Consider the following 18,827-nt stretch of genomic DNA (forward strand, 5'->3'; position numbering starts at 1 on the left):
CGGATCAATCCGCTCCTACACCGTTCTGTGGGAGCGGATCTATCCGCGATCGAGGGCGCAGCCCTCGCCGTGAAATTGGTACTAAAGTGCCATTGTTCTGTCATATTCCCAGCCAGCGCCCCGTGGCGATGGCCTTTGAGCAGAGGACCGATCGTGCATAACGTCGTGATCAGCGGCACCGGCCTGTATACCCCGGCCCAGAGCATTTCCAACGAAGAACTGGTGGCCTCCTTCAATACCTGGTCGCAGCAGTACAACCAGGACAACGCCGCCGCCATCGAGCGTGGCGAAATCGAAGCAGCCCCCCTGTCCGACGCCGCCTTCATTGAAAAGGCCTCGGGCATCAAGAGCCGTTTCGTCATGGACAAGGCCGGCATCCTCGACCCGCAACGCATGAAACCGCGCCTGCCAGAGCGCTCAAATGATGAGCTGTCGATCCTCTGCGAAATGGGCGTGGCCGCTGCACGCCAAGCCCTGGAGCGCGCGGGTCGTACCCCGGCGGATGTCGATGGCGTGATCGTCGCCTGCTCCAACCTGCAGCGCCCATACCCTGCCATCGCCATCGAAGTGCAACAGGCGCTGGGCATCGACGGCTTCGCCTTCGACATGAACGTGGCCTGCTCGTCGGCCACCTTCGGCATCCAGACCGCTGCCAACAGCGTGCAACTGGGCCAGGCGCGGGCACTGCTGGTGGTCAGCCCGGAAATCTGCACCGGCCACTTGAACTTCCGCGACCGCGATAGCCACTTCATCTTTGGTGATGCCGCCACGGCGGTGCTGGTCGAGCGTGCCGACCAGGCCACTTCGGCGCACCAGTTCGACATCGTTGGCACCAAGCTGCAGACGTCGTTCTCCAACAACATCCGCAACAACTTCGGCTTCCTCAACCGCGCAGCGGAAGAGGGGATCGGTGCGCCGGACAAACTGTTCGTGCAGGAAGGCCGCAAGGTGTTCCGCGAAGTCTGCCCGATGGTCGCCGAGCTGATCGGCAAGCACCTGGGCGAAAACGACCTGCAACCGTCCGACGTCAAGCGCTTCTGGCTGCACCAGGCCAACCTGAGCATGAACCATCTGATCGTCAAGAAACTGCTGGGGCGTGAGGTGAGCGAGGAAGAGGCACCGGTGATTCTCGACCGCTATGCCAACACCAGTTCGGCGGGGTCGGTGATTGCCTTCCACCTGTACCAGGATGATCTGGCCAAGGGGTCCCTTGGCGTGCTGAGCTCGTTTGGTGCGGGCTATTCGATTGGTAGTGTGATTCTGCGCAAGCGCTGAGTCATTTTGGAGACTGTGCCGGCCTCTTCGCGGGCGTGCCCGCGAAGGGGCCGGATGCATTTCTGGCAGGCAAAAAAAGGCGGGAAACGCCGGATGGGGTCGGCATTTCCCGCCTCAGAGTGAAGCAGAGGAGTCTGCAGCTTAGAACTTGGCTTCCAGGTCCACCTGCAGGGTGTCTACGTCGGCGTCGCTGTTCGGCAGGTTGGAGTAGTCGGTCTTGGCCATCATGTAGGCCGCACCGACGCCGAAGTTCTTGTCGATTTCATAACCGACCTTGAACTTGTGACCACGGGAACCGGTGAAGCCGTTACCGAAGTCGGAGTCAGTGAACAGGCTGACTACGCCGTTACGCTGGACGTCGCGGTAGTTGTAGTCCAGGCTCCAGGCGCCGATCTTGGACTTCAGGCCAGCCAGCCAGGCAGTGTCCTTGCCATCGGTGCTTTCGGTGTTCTTCACGTACTGGCCGTAAGCCGACAGCGGGATGGCGAAGCCGGTGAAATCGAGCTGGCCGAAGCCTTCCACGAGCTGGAACTCGTTGGTGGTGTTGCCCAGCGAGGCCAGGGCTGCCGAGGCCTTGTCGTTGTCGTAGCCATAGATACTGGCACCGACAGTGACCTTGACGGCGTCAGCCGCGTTGAACTTGGTCCCCAGCTGGGCAGCGTACAGCTGTGCGTCGTGCTTGTACTGCACGCCGTCGCCGTCGACGTTGTCCTTCAGGTTGTAGTGGCCGATGCTGCCGAAGACTTCGGCCGGGCCGGCGTTGGTCTTGTAAGTGACGGCCACGCCTTCCGGGTTGATATCGCTGTCCCAGATGATGTCGCCCATGCTCACCCACGGCTGCATCATCTTGCCGCCGATCAGGTGCAGGTTAGGGACGGCAGTCGGGTGCCAGTCGAGGTAGGCCAGGTCGACCCACAGCGATTTCTTCTCGAAGTAGTTGTCCAGGCTCTGGTTGGTCGAGCGGGCATCGGCGCTGCTGCCGGTGGCCACGCGCACACCGGCGTCGACCTGCGGGTTGATCTCGCTGTAGAAGCCGACGCGGGCACGGACGCGTTCACGGTCCTGGTTGCCACTGCGGGCGATCGGGTTGTCGACGTTGACGTCTTCGTAACGCAGGCGTACATCACCTTTGATCTGGGTCTTGGCGGCCCATGCCACTTTTTGTTCGAAAGAGCTCATACGGTCGGACTGAGCTTTCTGGTCGGCCTTTTCCTTGGTTTCTTGTGCCAGGTCGCCCTGCAGTTCGTTGTACTGCGCCTGGTTGATCGAGCCATTGGCGCGGAGCATTTCGAGCAGCTTGGCGTCGACGGCCGCACTGGCCGGAGTACTCAGAGCCAGCATCATGCCGGTGAGGCTCACTCCGGTAAGTGTAGAAACAAGACGCATAAGGTTCTCCCTACTTGAAAGATTCGGGGAGGCTCAGCGCCCACCCCCATGTTGGCATGTCTTCGGAAAGGGCCTGACTAGACAGGTTCTAGGGTTCCGGAAAACAGGCGCAAGTATTGCGGGGGCGAATGACAGAATAATGTCCAATTAGTGGCACTGCTGTTAAGTAATTGAGAATGAAAGGCGAAACGGGCCGATGCTGATTTGAGCGATGGGCCTCTGTTGGCTGATACTGATGGCCTTGCACAGCGAGTCGAAAACGTGACCAGTCTCTACAGCCTTGCCCACCTGCGTGACCTGCCAGCGGCGACCTGGGATGCTTTGGTACCCCCTGGCCAACCGTTCCTGCGCCATGCCTTTCTCAGCGCCATGGAAGACAGCGGCAGCGTTGCCCGCAGCACCGGTTGGGCCGCCGAGCACCTGGTGCTGGAGCGTGACGGGCAGGTGCGTGCACTGCTGCCGGCCTATCGCAAATGGCATTCGTATGGCGAGTACGTGTTCGACCACGGTTGGGCCGATGCCTGCGAGCGTGCTGGCATCGCCTACTACCCCAAATTGCTCGGTGCCGTACCGTTCAGCCCGGTCAGCGGCCCGCGCCTGCTGGCGGCCGACGCTGCCGATGGCCTGCTGATGCTGCAGGCATTGCCGCAATATCTGGGCAAAGGCGGGTTGTCGGGGGCGCACATCAATTTCACCGACCCACAGCTGGATGCGCAGATGGCGGACCTGCCGGGCTGGATGGAGCGCCTCGGCTGCCAGTTTCACTGGCGCAATCACGGGTACCGCGATTTCCAGGATTTTCTCGACAGCCTCAGCTCACGCAAGCGCAAGCAGATGCGCAAGGAACGTGAGCAGGTGGCGGGGCAGGGCATCGATTTTCGCTGGTATCGCGGCGACGAGCTGGACGAGGCGCAGTGGGACTTTGTGTTCCTGTGCTATGCCAATACCTATGCGGTGCGCGGGCGTTCGCCCTATCTGACCCGGGCGTTCTTCAGCCTGCTGGCTGAACGCATGCCCGAGGCGGTAAGGGTGGTGATGGCGCGCCAGGGCGGGCGTGATGTGGCCATGGCCTTGAGCCTGGTCGGCGGCGATAGCCTGTTCGGCCGTTATTGGGGCTGCATCGATGAGTTCGACCGTTTGCATTTCGAGACCTGCTTCTACCAGGGCATGGACTTTGCGATTGCCGAAGGGTTGCAGCGCTTTGATGCCGGGGCGCAGGGGGAGCACAAGCTGATTCGCGGGTTCGAGCCGGTGCTGACGCGTTCGTGGCATTACCTGCTGCACCCGGGGTTGCGGCGGGCGGTGGAGGATTTTCTGCAGCAAGAGCGGGAAGGGGTAAGGGGGTACGCCGAGGACGCCAGGGCGATGCTGCCATTTCGTAAGGATTGAGAATTCTGCCGCCTGCGCTGGCCTCTTCGCGGGCACGCCCGCTCCCACAGGATCACCACAGCTCTCAAAATCTGTGCAGTACCTGTGGCAGCGGGCGTGCCCGCGAAGAGGCCGGAACAGGACTCAGTCGACCCCGACAAAGCCCCCGGTCTGGTGATGCCACAAGCGGGCATACAACCCCCGCTGTTCCAGCAGCTCACTGTGGCTGCCACTCTCGACGATGCGCCCTTTGTCCAGCACCACCAGGCGGTCCATGCGGGCGATGGTCGACAGCCGGTGAGCGATGGCGATCACCGTCTTGCCTTGCATCAGCGTCTCCAGGCTTTCCTGGATGGCCGCCTCGACCTCCGAGTCCAGCGCCGAAGTGGCTTCGTCCATGATCAGGATCGGTGCATTCTTCAGCAGTACCCGGGCAATCGCGATGCGCTGGCGCTGGCCACCTGACAGTTTCACGCCACGCTCACCGACATGGGCATCGAAGCCAGTGCGGCCCTGGGCATCCGACAACTGCGGAATGAACTCGTCGGCCCGCGCCCGGCGCACGGCTTCGTGCAGCGCCGCTTCACTGGCGCCGGGGCGGCCATACAGCAGGTTGTCACGGATCGAACGGTGCAGCAGCGAGGTGTCCTGGGTGATCATGCCGATCTGGGCACGCAGGCTGGCCTGGCTGACCTCGGCGATGTCCTGGCCGTCGATGAGGATGCGCCCGCCCTGCACGTCGTACAGGCGCAGCAGCAGGTTGACCAAGGTCGACTTGCCGGCGCCGGACGGGCCGATCAGGCCGATCTTCTCGCCCGGGCGGATGTCCAGGTTGAGCCCTTCGATCACATTGGCTGCCTTGCCATAGTGGAAGTCGACGTCGTCGAAGCGCACCGCGCCGCGGCTGACCTTGAGTGGCGGCGCCTGGGGCTTGTCGGTCACCGTGACCGGCTGGGCGATGGTCTGCAGGCCATCCTGGACCATGCCGATGTTCTCGAAGATGCCGTTGACCACCCACATGATCCAGCCCGACATGTTGACGATGCGGATCACCAGGCCGGTCGCCAGGGCGATGGCACCCACAGTGATCAGCGACTGGCTCCACAGCCACAGGGCCAGGCCGGTGGTGGTGACGACCAGCAAGCCATTGAGGGTGGTGATGACCACGTCCATGCTGGTGACCACGCGCGCCGCCAACTGGGTTTTTTCAGTCTGTTCACGGATCGCTTCGCGCGCGTATTGCTGTTCGTAGTCGGTGTGGGCGAACAGCTTGAGGGTGGCGATGTTGGTGTAGCCATCGACGATGCGCCCCATCAGCTTGGAACGTGCATCGGAAGAGATCACCGAGCGCTCTTTCACCCGCGGCACGAAGTAGTACAGCGCGGCGATGTAACCGACGATCCATACCAGCAGCGGCAGCATCAGGCGCCAGTCGGCCTCGGCGAACAGCACCAGCGAGGTCACCGCGTAGATCAGCACATGCCATAGGGCATCCACGGCCTGCACGGCCGAGTCGCGCAGCGAGTTGCCGGTCTGCATGATGCGTTGGGCAATGCGCCCGGCAAAGTCGCTCTGGAAAAAGTTCAGGCTCTGCTTGAGCACATAGGTGTGGTTCTGCCAGCGGATCAGGCTGGTCATGCCCGGGTTGATGGTCTGGTGCACCAGCAGGTCGTGCAAGCCGAAGAAAACCGGCCGCAGCAGCAGGATCACCACCAGCATCCAGATCAGCTCGCCGCTGTGCTCGCTGAAGAAGTTGGCGTTGGGCGTGCCCTGGGCCAGGTCGATGATGCGGCTCAGGTAGCTGAACATCGCCACCTCGATCAGCGAGGCGAACAGGCCCACCACCAGCAGGGCGAGAAAGCTCGGCCAGACCTGGCGCAGGTAGTACAGGTAGAACGGCCAGACCTTGCCGGGCGGCGAGTCGCTGGGCGCGTCGCGGAAGATATCGATCAGTTGCTCGAAACGGCGGTACAGCATGGGTGACAAGACTCCTGTGCTACCCGACCCCGGAAGGTTTCACGTCCCTGTGAAACCTGTGGTCAGTCGATGCGTTTGGCGGACTTGATGAACACCGGGTCGGTCGGCACGTCGCGCATGCCTTTCTTCACGGTCGTTGGCGAGTTGACGATCTGGTCGACCACCTCCATGCCCTTGGTCACTTTGCCGAACACGGCGTAACCGGCGTCGCGGCCCGGGTTGAGGAAGTCGTTGTCGGCCACGTTGATGAAGAACTGGCTGGTGGCCGAGTTCGGGTTGGACGTGCGCGCCATGGCCAGGGTGCCGCGCGTGTTCTGCAGGCCGTTGCCGGCCTCGTTCTTGATCGGGTCCTTGGTGTCTTTCTGCACCATCTGCTCGGTAAAACCGCCGCCCTGGACCATGAAGCCCGGAATCACGCGGTGGAAGATGGTGTTGTTGTAGAAGCCGCTGTCTACGTACTGCAGGAAGTTCTTGGTACTGATCGGTGCCTTCTCGGCGTTGAGCTCGATTTCAACCTGGCCGAAGCTGGTGTCCAGCAGTACGTGCGGGGTCTTGTCGGAAGCCATGACGCTGGTGGCGAAGGCGACCGAGCAGGCGGTGAGCAGGAGTTTTTTCAGCATGGGCTCAATGATCCTTGAGAGGTGGAAGCGGCTGCGAGGAACTGCAGCAGGGTCTGGTTGAAGACCTCGGGTTGATCGAGGGGTGTAGCGTGCCGGGAATCGTCGATGACCACCAGCCTGGCGTGGGGCATCAGGGCGACGTAGCGCTCCTTGAGGTGTATCGGGGTGTAATCGTGGTCGGCGGCAATCACCAGCGTGGGACAGTGGATCTGCCCGATGCGTTCCTGCACGCCCCAGTCGACGATGGCGTCGAAGCTCTTGAGGTAGGCACGCTTGTCGTTGCGTGCCCAGCGTTCGGCCATCTTCTTGCGCAGTTCGGCCTGCTCCGGCTTGGGGAACAGGCGTGCGGCCAGGCCTTGGCCGACCGTCTCGACACTGAGGATGCGCGCCAGGCCCCAGCGCTTGAGCCACCACAGCCAGTCGCTGCGAGTGCGGCGCTTGACTTCGGGGGCACTGTTGACGATGCACAGGCTGCGCAGCCATTGCGGGTGGTCCACGGCGAACTGGAACCCGACCATGCCACCCATGGACAGCCCGACGAAGTGCACCGGGCCAGTCTGCAGGTGCTCGAGCAGCGCCAGCAGGTCTGCGCTGAAGGTGGCGATCTGGTAACCGTCGCGTGGCTTGTCGGAGCGGCCGTGGCCGCGGATGTCCATGAGGATCACCCGGTAGCGGCGGCTCAGCTCGGGCACCTGCAGTTCCCAGTCCTGGCTGCTGGAGCCCAGGCCGTGCAGGAGCACCAAGGGCTCGCCCTGGCCATATTCCTGATAATGCAGCGAGCATCCTTCATGTTCGAAATAGGCCATGGGCGCGGTCCTCTCAGGCTTGTGGGGGGGCTGCGAAGGGCACGTCCAGCGGCGCAGTGTCGAAGTTACGCAGCAGGTCGATGAGAATCTGCGTGGCCGGGCCCAGGGTCTTCTCTTTGCTCGAATAAAGGTAGAACAGTGGGTGGCGGCTGCCACCCTGATCGAGCGGCAGCGGCTTCAGCACGCCGTCGTGCAGTTCACGCTCGATCATGTGCCGCGGCAACCAGGCAAAGCCCAGGCCGCTGCCGACGAATGTGGCGGCAGTGCCCAGGCTGCCGACTGTCCAGCGCTGCTCGGCGCCGAGCCAGCCAACGTCGCGCGGCTGGGCGCGACCGGAGTCGCGGATCACCACCTGCAACTGGCTTTCCAGATCCTGGAAGGTGATCTCCCGGCCCAGGCGATGCAGGCTGTGTTCGGGGTGGGCGACGGCGACGAACTCCACCGAACTGAGTTCAGTGCCCAGGTAGCCGCCAATGCTGTAGCTGCTGATGGCAAGGTCGGCGATGCCTTCGTGCATGACTTCCTCGACGCCGGACAGCACTTCTTCACGCAGGCGCACCCGGCAACCACGGCTTTGCGGCATGAACGCTGCCAGGGCGCGCACCAGGCGGGCGCTGGGGTAGGCGGCATCGACCACCAGGCGCACTTCGGCTTCCCAGCCTTGCTCCATGTGGTGCGCCAGGTCTTCCAGCTGGCTGGCCTGCTTGACCAGGTGCCGCGAACGGCGCAGCAGTACGTTGCCGGCCTCGGTCAGTACCGCCTTGCGGCCATCGATGCGCAGCAGCGGCACACCCAGTTGCTCCTGCATGCGCGCCACGGTGTAGCTGACCGACGACTGCGAGCGGTGCAGGGCTTCGGCGGCCTGGGCAAAACCGCCATGGTCGACCACTGCCTGCAAGGTCCGCCACTGATCCAGGGTCACGCGCGGCGCTTTCATGTTTGGCTCCTGTTGTCCTAAGCTGCGCTCTTTCAAGGAGAGCGCCCCATGAAGAAATGTTGTGCGGCAATTTTGATGTGCCTGCCCCTCGGGGCCATGGCTTACCCCATCGATGTGGAGAAGGAACTGACCGGGGTCAAGCTGGACTACACCACCTACGACACGGCTTACGACATCGGCTCCATTACCCTGAACAACTATGGGCAAGTGCCGGCGGCTTGCAAGGTGACCTTCCGCAATGGGCCTGAGGCGCCGCGAGTGCGCCGGGTCAACGTGCCGGCTGGCAAGCATGTCGATGTAACCGCCAAATTCAATCGGCAGATCATCAAGCTGCGCATCGCGCTGGACTGCACTGCGCAATAAAACTGATTAATCGATAGATTGCACCCACTTTTTACGCTTTTTTATCGATAGGTCAAGCCTTAGTCTCACCTCCATCGAATCGCAACCGTTTTTTGCCGATGGAGGCACCCATGTCCCGCGTACTGATCATCGAAAGCAGCGCTCGCCAGCAGGATTCCGTTTCCCGTCAACTGACCCGTGACTTCATCCAGCAGTGGCAAGCGGCGCACCCGGCCGACGAGATCACCGTACGTGACCTGGCGCTGAACCCGGTGCCGCACCTGGATGCCAACCTGCTTGGTGGCTGGATGAAGCCTGAAGAACAGCGCAGCGCTGCCGAACTGGAAGCCCTGGCCCGCTCCAACGTGCTGACCGATGAAGTGCTGGGGGCCGACGTGCTGGTGATGGCTGCACCGATGTACAACTTCACCATCCCCAGCACCCTCAAGGCCTGGCTGGACCACGTGCTGCGTGCCGGCATCACCTTCAAGTACACCCCGACCGGCCCGCAAGGCCTGCTCACCGGCAAGCGCGCCATTGTCCTGACTGCCCGTGGCGGTATCCATGCCGGCGCCACCAGCGACCATCAGGAACCGTACCTGCGCCAGGTGATGGCCTTCATCGGTATCCACGATGTCGACTTCATCCATGCCGAAGGCCTGAACATGAGCGGCGAGTTCCACGAAAAAGGCCTGAACCAGGCCAAGGCCAAGCTGGCTGCGGTAGCCTGAGGCTCAACGAATTCCCATCCCTGACACCTGTTTTGCTCCTTGGGTGTACCTGCCCGGCCTGATGGCCGGGCTTTTTTATGCCTGGGATGCTTGCATCGCCTGTACCGGCCTCTTCGCGGGCGTGCCCGCGAAGAGGCCGGTACAGCCCCCACATTCCTCATGGTTGAACACAAAGGGCGCAACCCGCTAAGGTCGCGCCCTTGATCCACGAGAGGCAACCATGGGCTACCTGATAATCGTCGCGCTGATCCAGGCGTTTTCCTTCAACGTGATCGGCGAATACCTGGCCGGCCACGTCGACAGCTACTTCGCCGTGCTCGCGCGCGTCGTGCTGGCGGGCCTGGTATTCCTGCCGCTGACCCGCTGGCGCCAGGTCGAGCCACGCTTCCTGCGCTCGATGCTGCTGATCGGCGCGCTGCAATACGGCATCACCTACGTCTGCCTGTACCTGAGCTTCCGCGTGCTGAGCGTGCCCGAAGTGCTGCTGTTCACCATCCTCACGCCGCTACACGTGACCCTGATCGAAGACGCCCTGAACCGGCGCTTCAACCCGTGGGCGCTGCTCGCGGCCCTGGTGGCGGTGGCGGGGGCAGGGGTGATCCGCTTCGACAGCATCAGCGGCGACTTCTTCATGGGCTTCCTGCTGCTGCAACTGGCCAACTTCACCTACGCTGCCGGCCAGGTGCTGTACCGCCACCTGGTCGCCCGCCACCCCAGCGACCTGCCGCATTACAAGCGCTTCGGCTACTTCTACCTGGGCGCGCTGATCGTGGTGCTGCCGGCGTTCCTGCTGTTCGGCAACGCCCAGCACCTGCCGAGCACCAGCGTGCAATGGGCGGTGCTGCTGTTCCTCGGCCTGTGCCCGACGGCCCTGGGCCTGTATTGGTGGAACAAGGGCGCGTGCCTGGTCTCCGGCGCCACGCTGGCGGTGATGAACAACCTGCATGTACCGGTGGGGCTGTTACTGAACCTGCTGATATGGAACCGCGACGAACCGCTTGGCCGGCTGCTGCTCGGTGGCGCGATCATCCTCGCATCGGTATGGCTGAGCCGCTTGGGCAACCGCGTGACGGCGCCAGCGACCGGCAAGGCCTGACATGCACACCGTCTTGGTCATCGTCGCGCCGATCTTCGCCCTGATCCTGGTCGGCTTCCTGTGCCGCAAGACAGACAAACTCGGTGACAAGGCCGCCGCCGAGATCAACAAGATGGTGGTCTGGCTGTGCCTGCCGGCGTTGCTGTTCAAGGTCACCGCCACGGCAACCTGGAGCGAGATCTGGCACCCGGGGTTCATCGTCGCCTTCGGCGCCGGCGCCCTGGCGATGTTCGTCGTGACCCTGGCCTGGCGCCTGCACAGCGGCCACGGCCTGGTGGCGGCGAGCATCGACGGGCTCAGTGCCGGTTATGCCAATACCGGCTACATCGGTATCCCGCTGTGCCTGCTGCTGTTCGGCCAGCCGGGGCTGCAGCCGGCGCTGATCTCGTCATTGATCGTGGTGTGCCTGGTGTTCGCGATTTCCCTGACGCTGATCGAGATCGGCCTGCAGGAGGAGCGGCAGATCGGCCGCGCCATTTTGCTGGTGAGCAAGGCGCTGGCGAAGAATCCGCTGGTGATCTCGCCGCTGGCGGGGGCAGGGTGGGCCATGAGCGGTCTGGGGCTGGCCGAGCCGGTGATGCATTTTCTCGACATGCTGGCCTTGGCGACCACACCTTGCGCGTTGATCTCGCTGGGGGCATTTCTGGCTGAGAAACGCACCGGTTCGCAGGCAAGCCCGTGGCCGCTGGTGGCGCTGAAACTGATTGGTCAGCCGGCGTTGACCTGGGTATTGGCGTTCAAGGTGTTCAGCCTGCCGACCATGTGGGCGGCGTCGGCGGTGCTGCTGGCGGCGCTGCCGACCGGTACCGGGCCGTTCATGCTGGCGGAGTACTACAACCGCGAGGCGGGGCTGATTTCGCGGACGATCCTGTTGTCGACCGTAGCGTCGTTGGTGACCCTGACCGGGCTGCTGTACCTGCTGGGGTATGCCGGGTAGCTGCCGGCCTCTTCGCGGGTTCACCCGCGAATGGGCTGCAGAGCAGCCCCGACTCTCTCATGCCAGTTTGCTCATCTGAACCAGCACGGGCCGTTGGGTAGCCTGACGTTATCAAGCAAGGCATGGCGCTGCCAGCTAAGACGCGTTCGTTAATAAACTCAAGCCCGGCCGGCGCCTACCCGATAATCATGAAAATAAAAATCGGGAGACCGGCGTGAAGCTAGAAACGCGCAGTATCGAATTCGTCCCACACGCTGAGCGTTATGGCACGCCCAAACGATTGTTCACCATCTGGTTCAGCTCCAACTTCCAGATAACCGCACTGATGGTCGGTACCCTGGGCGTTGCCTCGGGGCTGAGCTTTGCCTGGACCTTGCTGGCCCTGTTGGTCGGCAACCTGATCGGCACCGTGTTCATGGCCGCGCACTCTGCCCAGGGGCCGCACCTGGGCGTGCCACAGATGATCCAGAGCCGGGCCCAGTTCGGTGTACATGGCGCGGCGCTGCCTTTGCTGGTGATGGTCACGGCCGCCGTACTGTTTCTCGCCGCCAGTGGCGTGCTGATGCGCAATGCCGTGCAGGCACTGGTGCCGATGAGCGACGACCAGGCCATCGTGGTCGTCGGTGTGCTGACCTTCGTCATCGGCTTTGTCGGGTACGAACTGATCCACCGCCTCGGGGCGTGGATGAGCCTGCTGTCGACACTGGTGTTTGCCGGCGCCCTGGTGCTGATCCTGCTGCACCCCGGCGACACCACAGGCACGACGGCAGTGACGACCGGTTTTTCATTCACCGCCTTCAACCTGATCGTGGCCCAGGCCGCGTCCTGGACGTTGGGCTATGGCCCCTATGTGGCGGATTATTCGCGCTACCTGCCGGCCAACGTCAACCCGCGTGCCACGTTCTGGGCCACCTATTGCGGTTGCGCGCTGGGCTCGTTCGCCATGATGGCGTTGGGCGCGCTGGTGGCTGTGCAATTACCCTCGGCACTGGGGCATGACCCTGCGACGGCCATTGCCGGGCTGTTTGGCCCGTGGGCGCCGTTGGCACTGGCCGTGATTGCGCTGGGGGTGATCCAGTACAACGTCTTGTGCCTCTACAGCGCCTACATGTCCTCGGTCACGATCTTCGGTGCCTTCAAGACCATCAGGCGCGTGACTGCGACAGCCAAGGCACTGGTGATGGCGGGCCTGACTGCTGCGGCAACGCTGATTGCCATCGCGACCCAACACAATTTCGATACGTTCTTCGCCGACATCCTGATCGGCCAGCTGTACCTGTTGATCCCCTGGAGCGCGATCAACCTGGTGGATTACTACTGGGTGTGCCGGGGCCAGTATGACGTGGGGGCGTTGTACGACGCCAAGGGGCGTTATGGCTGCTTCAATCGTCGAAGCCTGGCGGTGTATGCCGTATCGATCATCGGGACCATCCCGTTCATGAAGCTGTCGTTCTACACGGGCTTCGTGGCCGAGTGGCTGGGGGCGGATATCAGTTGGGCGATGGGCTTGATCCTGGCTGGTGTGCTGTACTGCATGGTAAACGCCCGGGAAAGCAGGCCGCTTCTGGCAAGCTAGGCCTCTGACTCGCCGTTGAGGCGTCAAGGGGCTGCAACGCAGCCCCCGGCCATCTCAAGCCTCGTTCATTTCTTCAAGGCGGCGCGGCATCGGCTCGGATGCCGCTCGCCCCGCCAGCCCCACGCGCATGTCATTGCCACTCGGCTGCTGATACAAGCTCAGGCCAAATTCCGGCAACACCGCCAGCAGGTAATCGAAGATATCCCCCTGGATCCGCTCGTAATCGGCCCACACCGTGGTGGTGGTAAAGCAGTAGATCTCCAGCGGCACGCCTTCGGCGGTGGTCTGCATCTGCCGCACCATGCAGGTCATGTTCGGGTGCACGTTGGGGTGCTTCTTCAGGTAGGCCAGGGCAAAGGCGCGGAAGGTGCCGATGTTGGTCAGCCTGCGGCGGTTGGCCGACAGCTCCGCTACCGGCCCCAGCGCTTCGTTCCAGGCCAGCAGTTCCTGGCGCTTGCCGGCCAGGTAGTCACTCAGCAGGCTCACCTGGCCCAGGCGCTGTTCCTCGTCCGGGGTCAGGAAGCGCACACCTGCGGCGTCGATGAACAGGCTGCGCTTGATGCGCCGGCCACCGGACTGCTGCATGCCGCGGTAGTTGCGGAACGACTCGCTCATCAGGCGCCAGGTCGGGATCGAGACGATGGTCTTGTCGAAGTTCTGTACCTTGACCGTGTGCAGGGTGATATCCACGACATCGCCATCGGCACCGACCTGTGGCATTTCGATCCAGTCGCCCACGTGCAGCATGTCGTTGCTGGTCAGTTGCACGCTGGCGACGAACGACAGCAGCGTGTCCTTGTACACCAACAGCAGCACCGCCGACATCGCACCCAGGCCCGACAGCAGCAACAGCGGCGAGCGGTCGATCAGGGTGGCGACGATGACGATCGAGGCGAAGATCCACAGCATCATCTTGGCCAACTGCACGTAGCCCTTGATCGAGCGGGTGCGGGCGTGTTCGGTGCGGGCGTAGATGTCCAGCAGGGCATCGAGCAGGCACGACAGCGCCATGGTCATGAACAGCAGGGTGAAGGCCAGGGCAAGGTTGCCGAGGAAGTGCTGGGCGGTGTCGGACAGCTCCGGCACCAGTTTCAGGCCGAACTGGATGACCAGTGACGGGGTGGTCTGGGCCAGGCGATGGAAGACTTTGTTGTGGCGCAGGTCGTCGAGCCACTTGAGTGCCGTCTGCCGGGCCAGCAGGCGAGCGCCGTGCAGCACCAGGAAGCGTGCCAGGCGCCCGAGCACCAGTGAAACCAGTAGCAGTACGGCCAGGCCGATAGAGGCGTGAAGCAGCGGATGTTGATCGAGGGTGCCCCACAGGTCGAGGCTGTCACGCCAGATGCGTTGGATGTCCATGAGCTTGTAAACCGGTCTATTGCAGCAAAACGAAGCGCCATTAGAGCGCGGAAGCCGACGAAGTTGCCAAAAGAAATTCGGCTAAGGCGGCAGAAAACGTTACCCTATGCAACTGAATTTCCCGCACTTGCCTGAGGTTACCTCCGTGTTCTCCCAATTCGCCCTGCATGAACGCCTGCTTAAAGCCGTGGCCGAGCTTAAATTTGTCGAGCCAACCCCGGTGCAGGCCGCGGCCATCCCCCTGGCCCTGCAAGGGCGCGACCTGCGCGTGACCGCGCAGACCGGCAGCGGCAAGACCGCGGCATTCGTCCTGCCGCTGCTCAACCGCCTGGTCGACCTGAAAGGCGGGCGCGTCGAGATCCGCTCGCTGATCCTGCTGCCGACCCGCGAGCTGGCCCAGCAGACCCTCAAGCAAGTGCAGCTGTTCTCGCAGTTCACCTACATCAAGGCCGGCCTGGTCACTGGCGGTGAAGACTTCAAGGAGCAGGCCGCCATGCTGCGCAAGGTGCCGGACGTGCTGATCGGCACCCCGGGCCGCCTGCTCGAGCACCTCAACGCCGGCAACCTCGACCTGTCCCACGTGCAAGTGATGATCCTCGACGAAGCCGACCGCATGCTCGACATGGGCTTCGCCGAAGACATGGAGCGCCTGTGCAAGGAGTGCGAGAACCGCGAGCAGACCCTGCTGTTCTCCGCCACTACCGGCGGCGCGGCCCTGCGCGACATTATCGGCAAGGTCCTGAAAAACCCTGAGCACCTGATGCTCAACAGCGTCTCGCAGCTGGCAGAGGGCACCCGCCAGCAGATCATCACCGCCGACCACGACCAGCATAAAGAGCAGATCGTGCAGTGGCTGCTGGCCAACGAGACCTTCGACAAGGCGATCATCTTCACCAACACCCGCGCCCTGGCCGACCGCATCTATGGTCACCTGGTGGCCAAGGACGTGAAGGCCTTCGTGCTGCACGGCGAGAAGGACCAGAAGGACCGCAAGCTGGCCATCGAGCGCTTCAAGCAGGGCAGCTCCAAGGTACTGGTGGCCACCGATGTGGCGGCCCGTGGCCTGGACATCGACGGCCTGGACCTGGTGATCAACTTCGACATGCCGCGCAGCGGTGACGAGTACGTGCACCGTGTGGGCCGTACCGGCCGTGCCGGTGGCGAGGGCCTGGCGATCTCGCTGATCACCCACAATGACTGGAACCTGATGTCCAGCATCGAGCGCTACCTCAAGCAGCAGTTCGAGCGCCGGGTGATCAAGGAAGTCAAAGGCACCTACAGCGGGCCGAAGAAGGTCAAGGCCTCGGGCAAGGCGGCGGGTGCCAAGAAGAAGAAGGTCGACAAGAAGACTGGCGAGAAGAAAGCCGCAGCCAAGCGCAAGCCGACCGCCAAGCCGCGGCCGAATGCACCGCTGGCCAGCGCCGATGGCCTGGCGCCTCTGAAGAAGCGCAAGCCGGCGGCTGAGTAAGGCTCAATAGCGGTGCTGGCCTCTTCGCGGGCAAGTCGGATCGCGAAGAGGCCAGCACAGGCCAATACTTATTCAGCCTTTTTCTCCGCCTGTTTCAGCTCCTTTATCCGCTTGTCGATCAACTGGCACTTGTCGGGCAAATCCTTGCTCGCCGTCCCCAGCTCCATCCCCTGCAGTTCGTCATTGATCTCCTTGGCCTTCTGCGGGTTCTGCTCGGTCAGCTGACTGACCAGTCCGGCCAGCTCCTCCCGTTTCTGAGTTGCCTCTTCCGGCGTGCAGGCCCAGGCGGGCAGGGCGCAGCACAGGGCGGTGGCACAGGCGATGCGCAGCAGCGGTTTCATCCTTTCTACCTCCGGCGGTGGTGTTGCCCGGTGGAGGCGCGTGCCGGCGAGTTGGTTCAGCCCCAACGACCGACGGCTACAACCCCGAAGTACTAGTACAGCGATCCCCCTCGGCCCCAGTTTGAAGTCGTAGCGGAGCCTCGCCAGGCACTTGTTCAGGCAGCTTCCGCTTCATGCTGTAGTCCTGTTCCCAAAGCCTCCTGGCGCTATTGAAGGGCGAGCAATTGCCCTCTAGTCTCGCCATCAAACAGGAGGTATCGTATGTACAGATGTAAATACGGAGCGTCCCATGTTCTTTGAGTGGGACGAAGCAAAGAACCAGATCAACATCCGCAAACACGGCATCGATTTCTGCGATGTACCGGATATGTTCAATCACCCGATGCTGATTCGCCGGGATGATTGTCCGGGCCACGATGAGGAGCGCTGGGTCAGCCTTGGCTGGTTGAAGTGCCTGATAGGCGTTGTCGTCTACACGGAAAGGCAGGGTGATGTCATTCGAATCATCTCTGCGCGAAAAGCCACCAGATGGGAGGCCAAAAATTATGACCAAAACATCGAAAACTGATTGGAGTCGCTTGGCTCAACAGAGTGACAGGGACATCGACACCTCTGATATCCCCGAACTGGGAGAAGACTTTTTCCGTGAAGCCGAATTGCGCGTTCCAGCCAAGCAGACGGTTACCATACGCCTGGATTCTGATGTTCTTGCCTGGTTCAAGGAGCAGGGAGCCGGATATCAGACCCGGATCAACCAGCTGCTGCGCCAATACATGCAGGCGCAACAACGCCAGCGCTGATAGGTACGCAATGGTTACGTCCGCCCCTTCTCCATGAACAGTGCCGAAGGGGAGGTGATGCATTAATGGGCCAGATGTGGTTTGGCAGCCATGTCGACAGCAAATAGTTTCTACCTTTTGCCACCTGATACACGATGTGAGCCACCTTGTTTCAGCCTGTTCCAGTTGCGGATTTAGCCGTAGTCCAATTCGGCAACGTTCGTGTCTGGATAACTTTTGGAACACTCCCGCCTGCCAACAGGTCCCAACCTGTGTATCCCCCCTTCGTCCACAGCAGGAGGCCATCTCCATGAGCAGCACCTACGACTGGGACCTGATCGAGCGTTTGCTGCACGAAGTGCAGAACGGCGCCGGTCACAGCTTCACGCCACGCCCCTATGCCGAGCAGCACGCTGCGGCGCTGGCCGCCAAGGGCCAGCCGGTGGGTGACCTGGACCATTTGAAGACCCGTGCGTGCGAATACGAGAAGCTACTGTTCGAGCGCGGTTTCATAGAGACTCGGCCTCCGGAAGACGGCGGCAATGGCGAAAACTTCGTGCTCACCGAGCGTGGTTCGCGCTTGCTCAGCCTGATCGACAGCAGCATCCCCGGCTTCGAGCACCCGCGCCAAGTGCTGGATGAACAAGAAGATGCGCTGGATGAAACCACCTTCGAGCACGTTTCGGCCAAGGCACAGATCGCTTGAGGTCGCTTTGAGGCTGGCAAGGGCGGGCAGGGAAACCCGATAATCGGTATTCCTTTGCCCACTGCCGAGCCCTTGCCGATGCCCTCGACCAACCAAAAGGCCCGCCCATGAGCGCGGCCCGCAAGAACCCCGACGCCTTTGCCTTCCAGGTGATGCTGGGCCTGTGCCTGATCTGGGGCTGCCAGCAGGTGCTGATCAAGACCGCAGCAGTGGATATCGCGCCGGTGATGCAGGCCGCGCTGCGTAACTGCATCGCCGCGGTGCTGGTGGGGTTGATGATTTGCTGGCGCGGTGGCTGGGAACAGGTGGGCAGCACCTGGCGGGCGGGGCTCGTGGCCGGTGGGCTGTTCGGCCTGGAGTTCCTGTTCATCGCCGAGGGCCTGAAGCTGACCTCCGCAGCGCACATGTCGGTGTTCCTCTATACCGCCCCCGTGTTCACTGCGCTGGGCCTGCACTTCATGCTGCCCAGTGAGCGGCTGCGGTTGTTGCAGTGGCTGGGGATTCTATTGGCCTTTGCCGGCATCGCGATGGCATTTGCCGGCGGCATGTCGTTCGCCGAAATGGATGGGCGGATGCTGTTGGGAGACGCCTTTGGCGTACTTGCCGGGCTGGCCTGGGGTGCGACCACGGTGGTGGTACGTGGCTCGCGTCTTTCGGAAGCACCCGCGACTCTGACCTTGTTCTACCAACTGGCGGTGGGGTTTGCCGGGTTGCTGCTGATCGCCCTGGTCAGCGGGCAAATTGGCGATGTGACATTCACGCCGCTGGCGGTGGGCAGCGTACTGTTCCAGGGGATCGTGGTGTCGTTCGTCAGTTACCTGACCTGGTTCTGGTTGTTGCGCAAGTACCTGGCTTCCAACCTGGCGGTGTTTTCGTTCATCACCCCATTGTTCGGCGTAACCTTCGGCGTGGTGCTGTTGGGTGAGCCGTTGAGTCTGAATTTTGTGCTTGGGGCGGTCATGGTACTGCTGGGGGTGATCCTCGTGAGTGCCGAGCCTTGGGTGAAGCAGCAACTGCGTAAGTTTGTGGGGTGAAGGTTGCCAGTACCGGCCCTTTCGCGGGCACGCCCGCTCCCACAGTGATCCTCTGGGAGTGGGCCTGCCCGCGAAAGGGCCGGTACTGCAAG

19 protein-coding genes are annotated in these 18,827 nt (G+C 62.5%); 12 read left to right on the forward strand and 7 right to left on the reverse strand.

Annotation, left to right across the window (positions count from 1 at the left end):
- The first annotated feature begins 153 nt into the window (after positions 1–153).
- On the forward strand, positions 154–1,275 hold the full coding sequence (locus ACTORR_RS21645; protein ID WP_099815549.1) for a beta-ketoacyl-ACP synthase III: 1,122 nt from the start codon (positions 154–156) through the stop codon (positions 1,273–1,275).
- 141 nt (positions 1,276–1,416) lie between these two features.
- Here the strand turns inward: ACTORR_RS21645 and ACTORR_RS21650 are convergent, their stop codons facing one another.
- On the reverse strand, positions 1,417–2,661 hold the full coding sequence (locus ACTORR_RS21650) for a putative porin (protein ID WP_054885688.1): 1,245 nt from the start codon (positions 2,659–2,661) through the stop codon (positions 1,417–1,419).
- A 261-nt stretch (positions 2,662–2,922) separates the two neighbouring features.
- On the opposite strand from ACTORR_RS21650, the gene ACTORR_RS21655 reads away from it, so the two are divergent.
- Entirely contained in the window at positions 2,923–4,050 is a 1,128-nt protein-coding gene (locus ACTORR_RS21655; RefSeq protein ID WP_262108894.1) for a GNAT family N-acetyltransferase, read from the forward strand.
- A gap of 123 nt (positions 4,051–4,173) precedes the next feature.
- Here ACTORR_RS21655 and ACTORR_RS21660 read toward each other — a convergent pair whose 3' ends face one another.
- The 4 genes from ACTORR_RS21660 to ACTORR_RS21675 form a co-directional block, all read right to left on the reverse strand.
- Positions 4,174–6,006, reverse strand: coding sequence for an ABC transporter ATP-binding protein (locus ACTORR_RS21660; RefSeq protein ID WP_099815973.1), 1,833 nt, complete (start codon positions 6,004–6,006; stop codon positions 4,174–4,176).
- A 62-nt stretch (positions 6,007–6,068) separates the two neighbouring features.
- Positions 6,069–6,626, reverse strand: coding sequence for a peptidylprolyl isomerase (locus tag ACTORR_RS21665; RefSeq protein ID WP_054885686.1), 558 nt, complete (start codon positions 6,624–6,626; stop codon positions 6,069–6,071).
- Positions 6,620–7,432 (reverse strand): alpha/beta fold hydrolase, encoded by an 813-nt coding sequence (locus ACTORR_RS21670; RefSeq protein ID WP_054885685.1) that lies wholly within the window; start codon positions 7,430–7,432, stop codon positions 6,620–6,622. The genes ACTORR_RS21665 and ACTORR_RS21670 overlap by 7 nt, the downstream gene beginning before the upstream one ends.
- 13 nt (positions 7,433–7,445) lie before the next feature.
- On the reverse strand, positions 7,446–8,369 hold the full coding sequence (locus ACTORR_RS21675) for a LysR family transcriptional regulator (protein WP_027918709.1): 924 nt from the start codon (positions 8,367–8,369) through the stop codon (positions 7,446–7,448).
- 48 nt (positions 8,370–8,417) lie between these two features.
- Between ACTORR_RS21675 and ACTORR_RS21680 the strand changes: the two genes are divergently transcribed.
- From ACTORR_RS21680 to ACTORR_RS21700, 5 genes are all read left to right on the forward strand, one after another.
- Entirely contained in the window at positions 8,418–8,732 is a 315-nt protein-coding gene (locus tag ACTORR_RS21680; RefSeq protein WP_054885684.1) for a hypothetical protein, read from the forward strand.
- 110 nt (positions 8,733–8,842) lie between these two features.
- Positions 8,843–9,442, forward strand: a complete 600-nt coding sequence (locus ACTORR_RS21685; RefSeq protein ID WP_313365092.1) for an FMN-dependent NADH-azoreductase — start codon at positions 8,843–8,845, stop codon at positions 9,440–9,442.
- Positions 9,443–9,662: 220 nt separating this feature from the next.
- Complete coding sequence (locus tag ACTORR_RS21690) at positions 9,663–10,538, forward strand: carboxylate/amino acid/amine transporter (RefSeq protein ID WP_054885682.1); 876 nt, start codon at positions 9,663–9,665, stop codon at positions 10,536–10,538.
- A 1-nt stretch (position 10,539) separates the two neighbouring features.
- Positions 10,540–11,475 carry an AEC family transporter gene (locus ACTORR_RS21695; RefSeq protein WP_313365093.1) on the forward strand — a complete coding sequence of 312 codons (936 nt, stop codon included), beginning with the start codon at positions 10,540–10,542 and terminating at the stop codon, positions 11,473–11,475.
- A 214-nt stretch (positions 11,476–11,689) separates the two neighbouring features.
- The gene (locus ACTORR_RS21700) at positions 11,690–13,051 is read left to right on the forward strand and encodes a purine-cytosine permease family protein (protein ID WP_313365094.1); all 1,362 of its coding nucleotides are present in this window, start codon (positions 11,690–11,692) and stop codon (positions 13,049–13,051) included.
- A gap of 54 nt (positions 13,052–13,105) precedes the next feature.
- On the opposite strand, the gene ACTORR_RS21705 is transcribed toward ACTORR_RS21700, so the two are convergent.
- On the reverse strand, positions 13,106–14,407 hold the full coding sequence (locus tag ACTORR_RS21705) for a mechanosensitive ion channel family protein (RefSeq protein WP_313365095.1): 1,302 nt from the start codon (positions 14,405–14,407) through the stop codon (positions 13,106–13,108).
- A 106-nt stretch (positions 14,408–14,513) separates the two neighbouring features.
- Here ACTORR_RS21705 and ACTORR_RS21710 point away from each other — a divergent pair, with 106 nt between their 5' ends.
- Complete coding sequence (locus tag ACTORR_RS21710; protein WP_099815967.1) at positions 14,514–15,875, forward strand: DEAD/DEAH box helicase; 1,362 nt, start codon at positions 14,514–14,516, stop codon at positions 15,873–15,875.
- Between the two features lie 68 nt (positions 15,876–15,943).
- Here the strand turns inward: ACTORR_RS21710 and ACTORR_RS21715 are convergent, their stop codons facing one another.
- Positions 15,944–16,216: a hypothetical protein gene (locus ACTORR_RS21715; RefSeq protein WP_054885677.1), complete on the reverse strand. Its 273-nt coding sequence runs from the start codon at positions 16,214–16,216 to the stop codon at positions 15,944–15,946.
- A 289-nt stretch (positions 16,217–16,505) separates the two neighbouring features.
- On the opposite strand from ACTORR_RS21715, the gene ACTORR_RS21720 reads away from it, so the two are divergent.
- From ACTORR_RS21720 to ACTORR_RS21735, 4 genes are all read left to right on the forward strand, one after another.
- On the forward strand, positions 16,506–16,784 hold the full coding sequence (locus ACTORR_RS21720) for a BrnT family toxin (protein ID WP_054885676.1): 279 nt from the start codon (positions 16,506–16,508) through the stop codon (positions 16,782–16,784).
- Complete coding sequence (locus ACTORR_RS21725; RefSeq protein WP_054885675.1) at positions 16,762–17,016, forward strand: BrnA antitoxin family protein; 255 nt, start codon at positions 16,762–16,764, stop codon at positions 17,014–17,016. The genes ACTORR_RS21720 and ACTORR_RS21725 overlap by 23 nt, the downstream gene beginning before the upstream one ends.
- A 289-nt stretch (positions 17,017–17,305) precedes the next feature.
- Positions 17,306–17,701 carry a hypothetical protein gene (locus tag ACTORR_RS21730; RefSeq protein ID WP_054885674.1) on the forward strand — a complete coding sequence of 132 codons (396 nt, stop codon included), beginning with the start codon at positions 17,306–17,308 and terminating at the stop codon, positions 17,699–17,701.
- A gap of 107 nt (positions 17,702–17,808) precedes the next feature.
- On the forward strand, positions 17,809–18,735 hold the full coding sequence (locus tag ACTORR_RS21735) for a DMT family transporter (protein ID WP_099815966.1): 927 nt from the start codon (positions 17,809–17,811) through the stop codon (positions 18,733–18,735).
- Positions 18,736–18,827: the final 92 nt, after the last annotated feature.

Source organism: Pseudomonas sp. SAR267, from assembly GCF_052077595.1.
Classification (GTDB): Bacteria; Pseudomonadota; Gammaproteobacteria; order Pseudomonadales; family Pseudomonadaceae; genus Aquipseudomonas; species Aquipseudomonas vlassakiae.

Excerpts from the sequence above, each read along its gene's own strand:
- ACTORR_RS21650 (WP_054885688.1), bottom strand. The coding sequence starts at position 2,661 with ATGCGTCTTGTTTCTACACTTACCGGAGTGAGCCTCACCGGCATGATG.
- ACTORR_RS21660 (WP_099815973.1), bottom strand. The coding sequence starts at position 6,006 with ATGCTGTACCGCCGTTTCGAGCAACTGATCGATATCTTCCGCGACGCG.
- ACTORR_RS21665 (WP_054885686.1), bottom strand. The coding sequence starts at position 6,626 with ATGCTGAAAAAACTCCTGCTCACCGCCTGCTCGGTCGCCTTCGCCACC.
- ACTORR_RS21670 (WP_054885685.1), bottom strand. The coding sequence starts at position 7,432 with ATGGCCTATTTCGAACATGAAGGATGCTCGCTGCATTATCAGGAATAT.
- ACTORR_RS21675 (WP_027918709.1), bottom strand. The coding sequence starts at position 8,369 with ATGAAAGCGCCGCGCGTGACCCTGGATCAGTGGCGGACCTTGCAGGCA.
- ACTORR_RS21680 (WP_054885684.1), top strand. The coding sequence starts at position 8,418 with ATGAAGAAATGTTGTGCGGCAATTTTGATGTGCCTGCCCCTCGGGGCC.
- ACTORR_RS21685 (WP_313365092.1), top strand. The coding sequence starts at position 8,843 with ATGTCCCGCGTACTGATCATCGAAAGCAGCGCTCGCCAGCAGGATTCC.
- ACTORR_RS21690 (WP_054885682.1), top strand. The coding sequence starts at position 9,663 with ATGGGCTACCTGATAATCGTCGCGCTGATCCAGGCGTTTTCCTTCAAC.
- ACTORR_RS21695 (WP_313365093.1), top strand. The coding sequence starts at position 10,540 with ATGCACACCGTCTTGGTCATCGTCGCGCCGATCTTCGCCCTGATCCTG.
- ACTORR_RS21705 (WP_313365095.1), bottom strand. The coding sequence starts at position 14,407 with ATGGACATCCAACGCATCTGGCGTGACAGCCTCGACCTGTGGGGCACC.
- ACTORR_RS21710 (WP_099815967.1), top strand. The coding sequence starts at position 14,514 with ATGCAACTGAATTTCCCGCACTTGCCTGAGGTTACCTCCGTGTTCTCC.
- ACTORR_RS21715 (WP_054885677.1), bottom strand. The coding sequence starts at position 16,216 with ATGAAACCGCTGCTGCGCATCGCCTGTGCCACCGCCCTGTGCTGCGCC.
- ACTORR_RS21720 (WP_054885676.1), top strand. The coding sequence starts at position 16,506 with ATGTTCTTTGAGTGGGACGAAGCAAAGAACCAGATCAACATCCGCAAA.
- ACTORR_RS21725 (WP_054885675.1), top strand. The coding sequence starts at position 16,762 with ATGACCAAAACATCGAAAACTGATTGGAGTCGCTTGGCTCAACAGAGT.
- ACTORR_RS21730 (WP_054885674.1), top strand. The coding sequence starts at position 17,306 with ATGAGCAGCACCTACGACTGGGACCTGATCGAGCGTTTGCTGCACGAA.
- ACTORR_RS21735 (WP_099815966.1), top strand. The coding sequence starts at position 17,809 with ATGAGCGCGGCCCGCAAGAACCCCGACGCCTTTGCCTTCCAGGTGATG.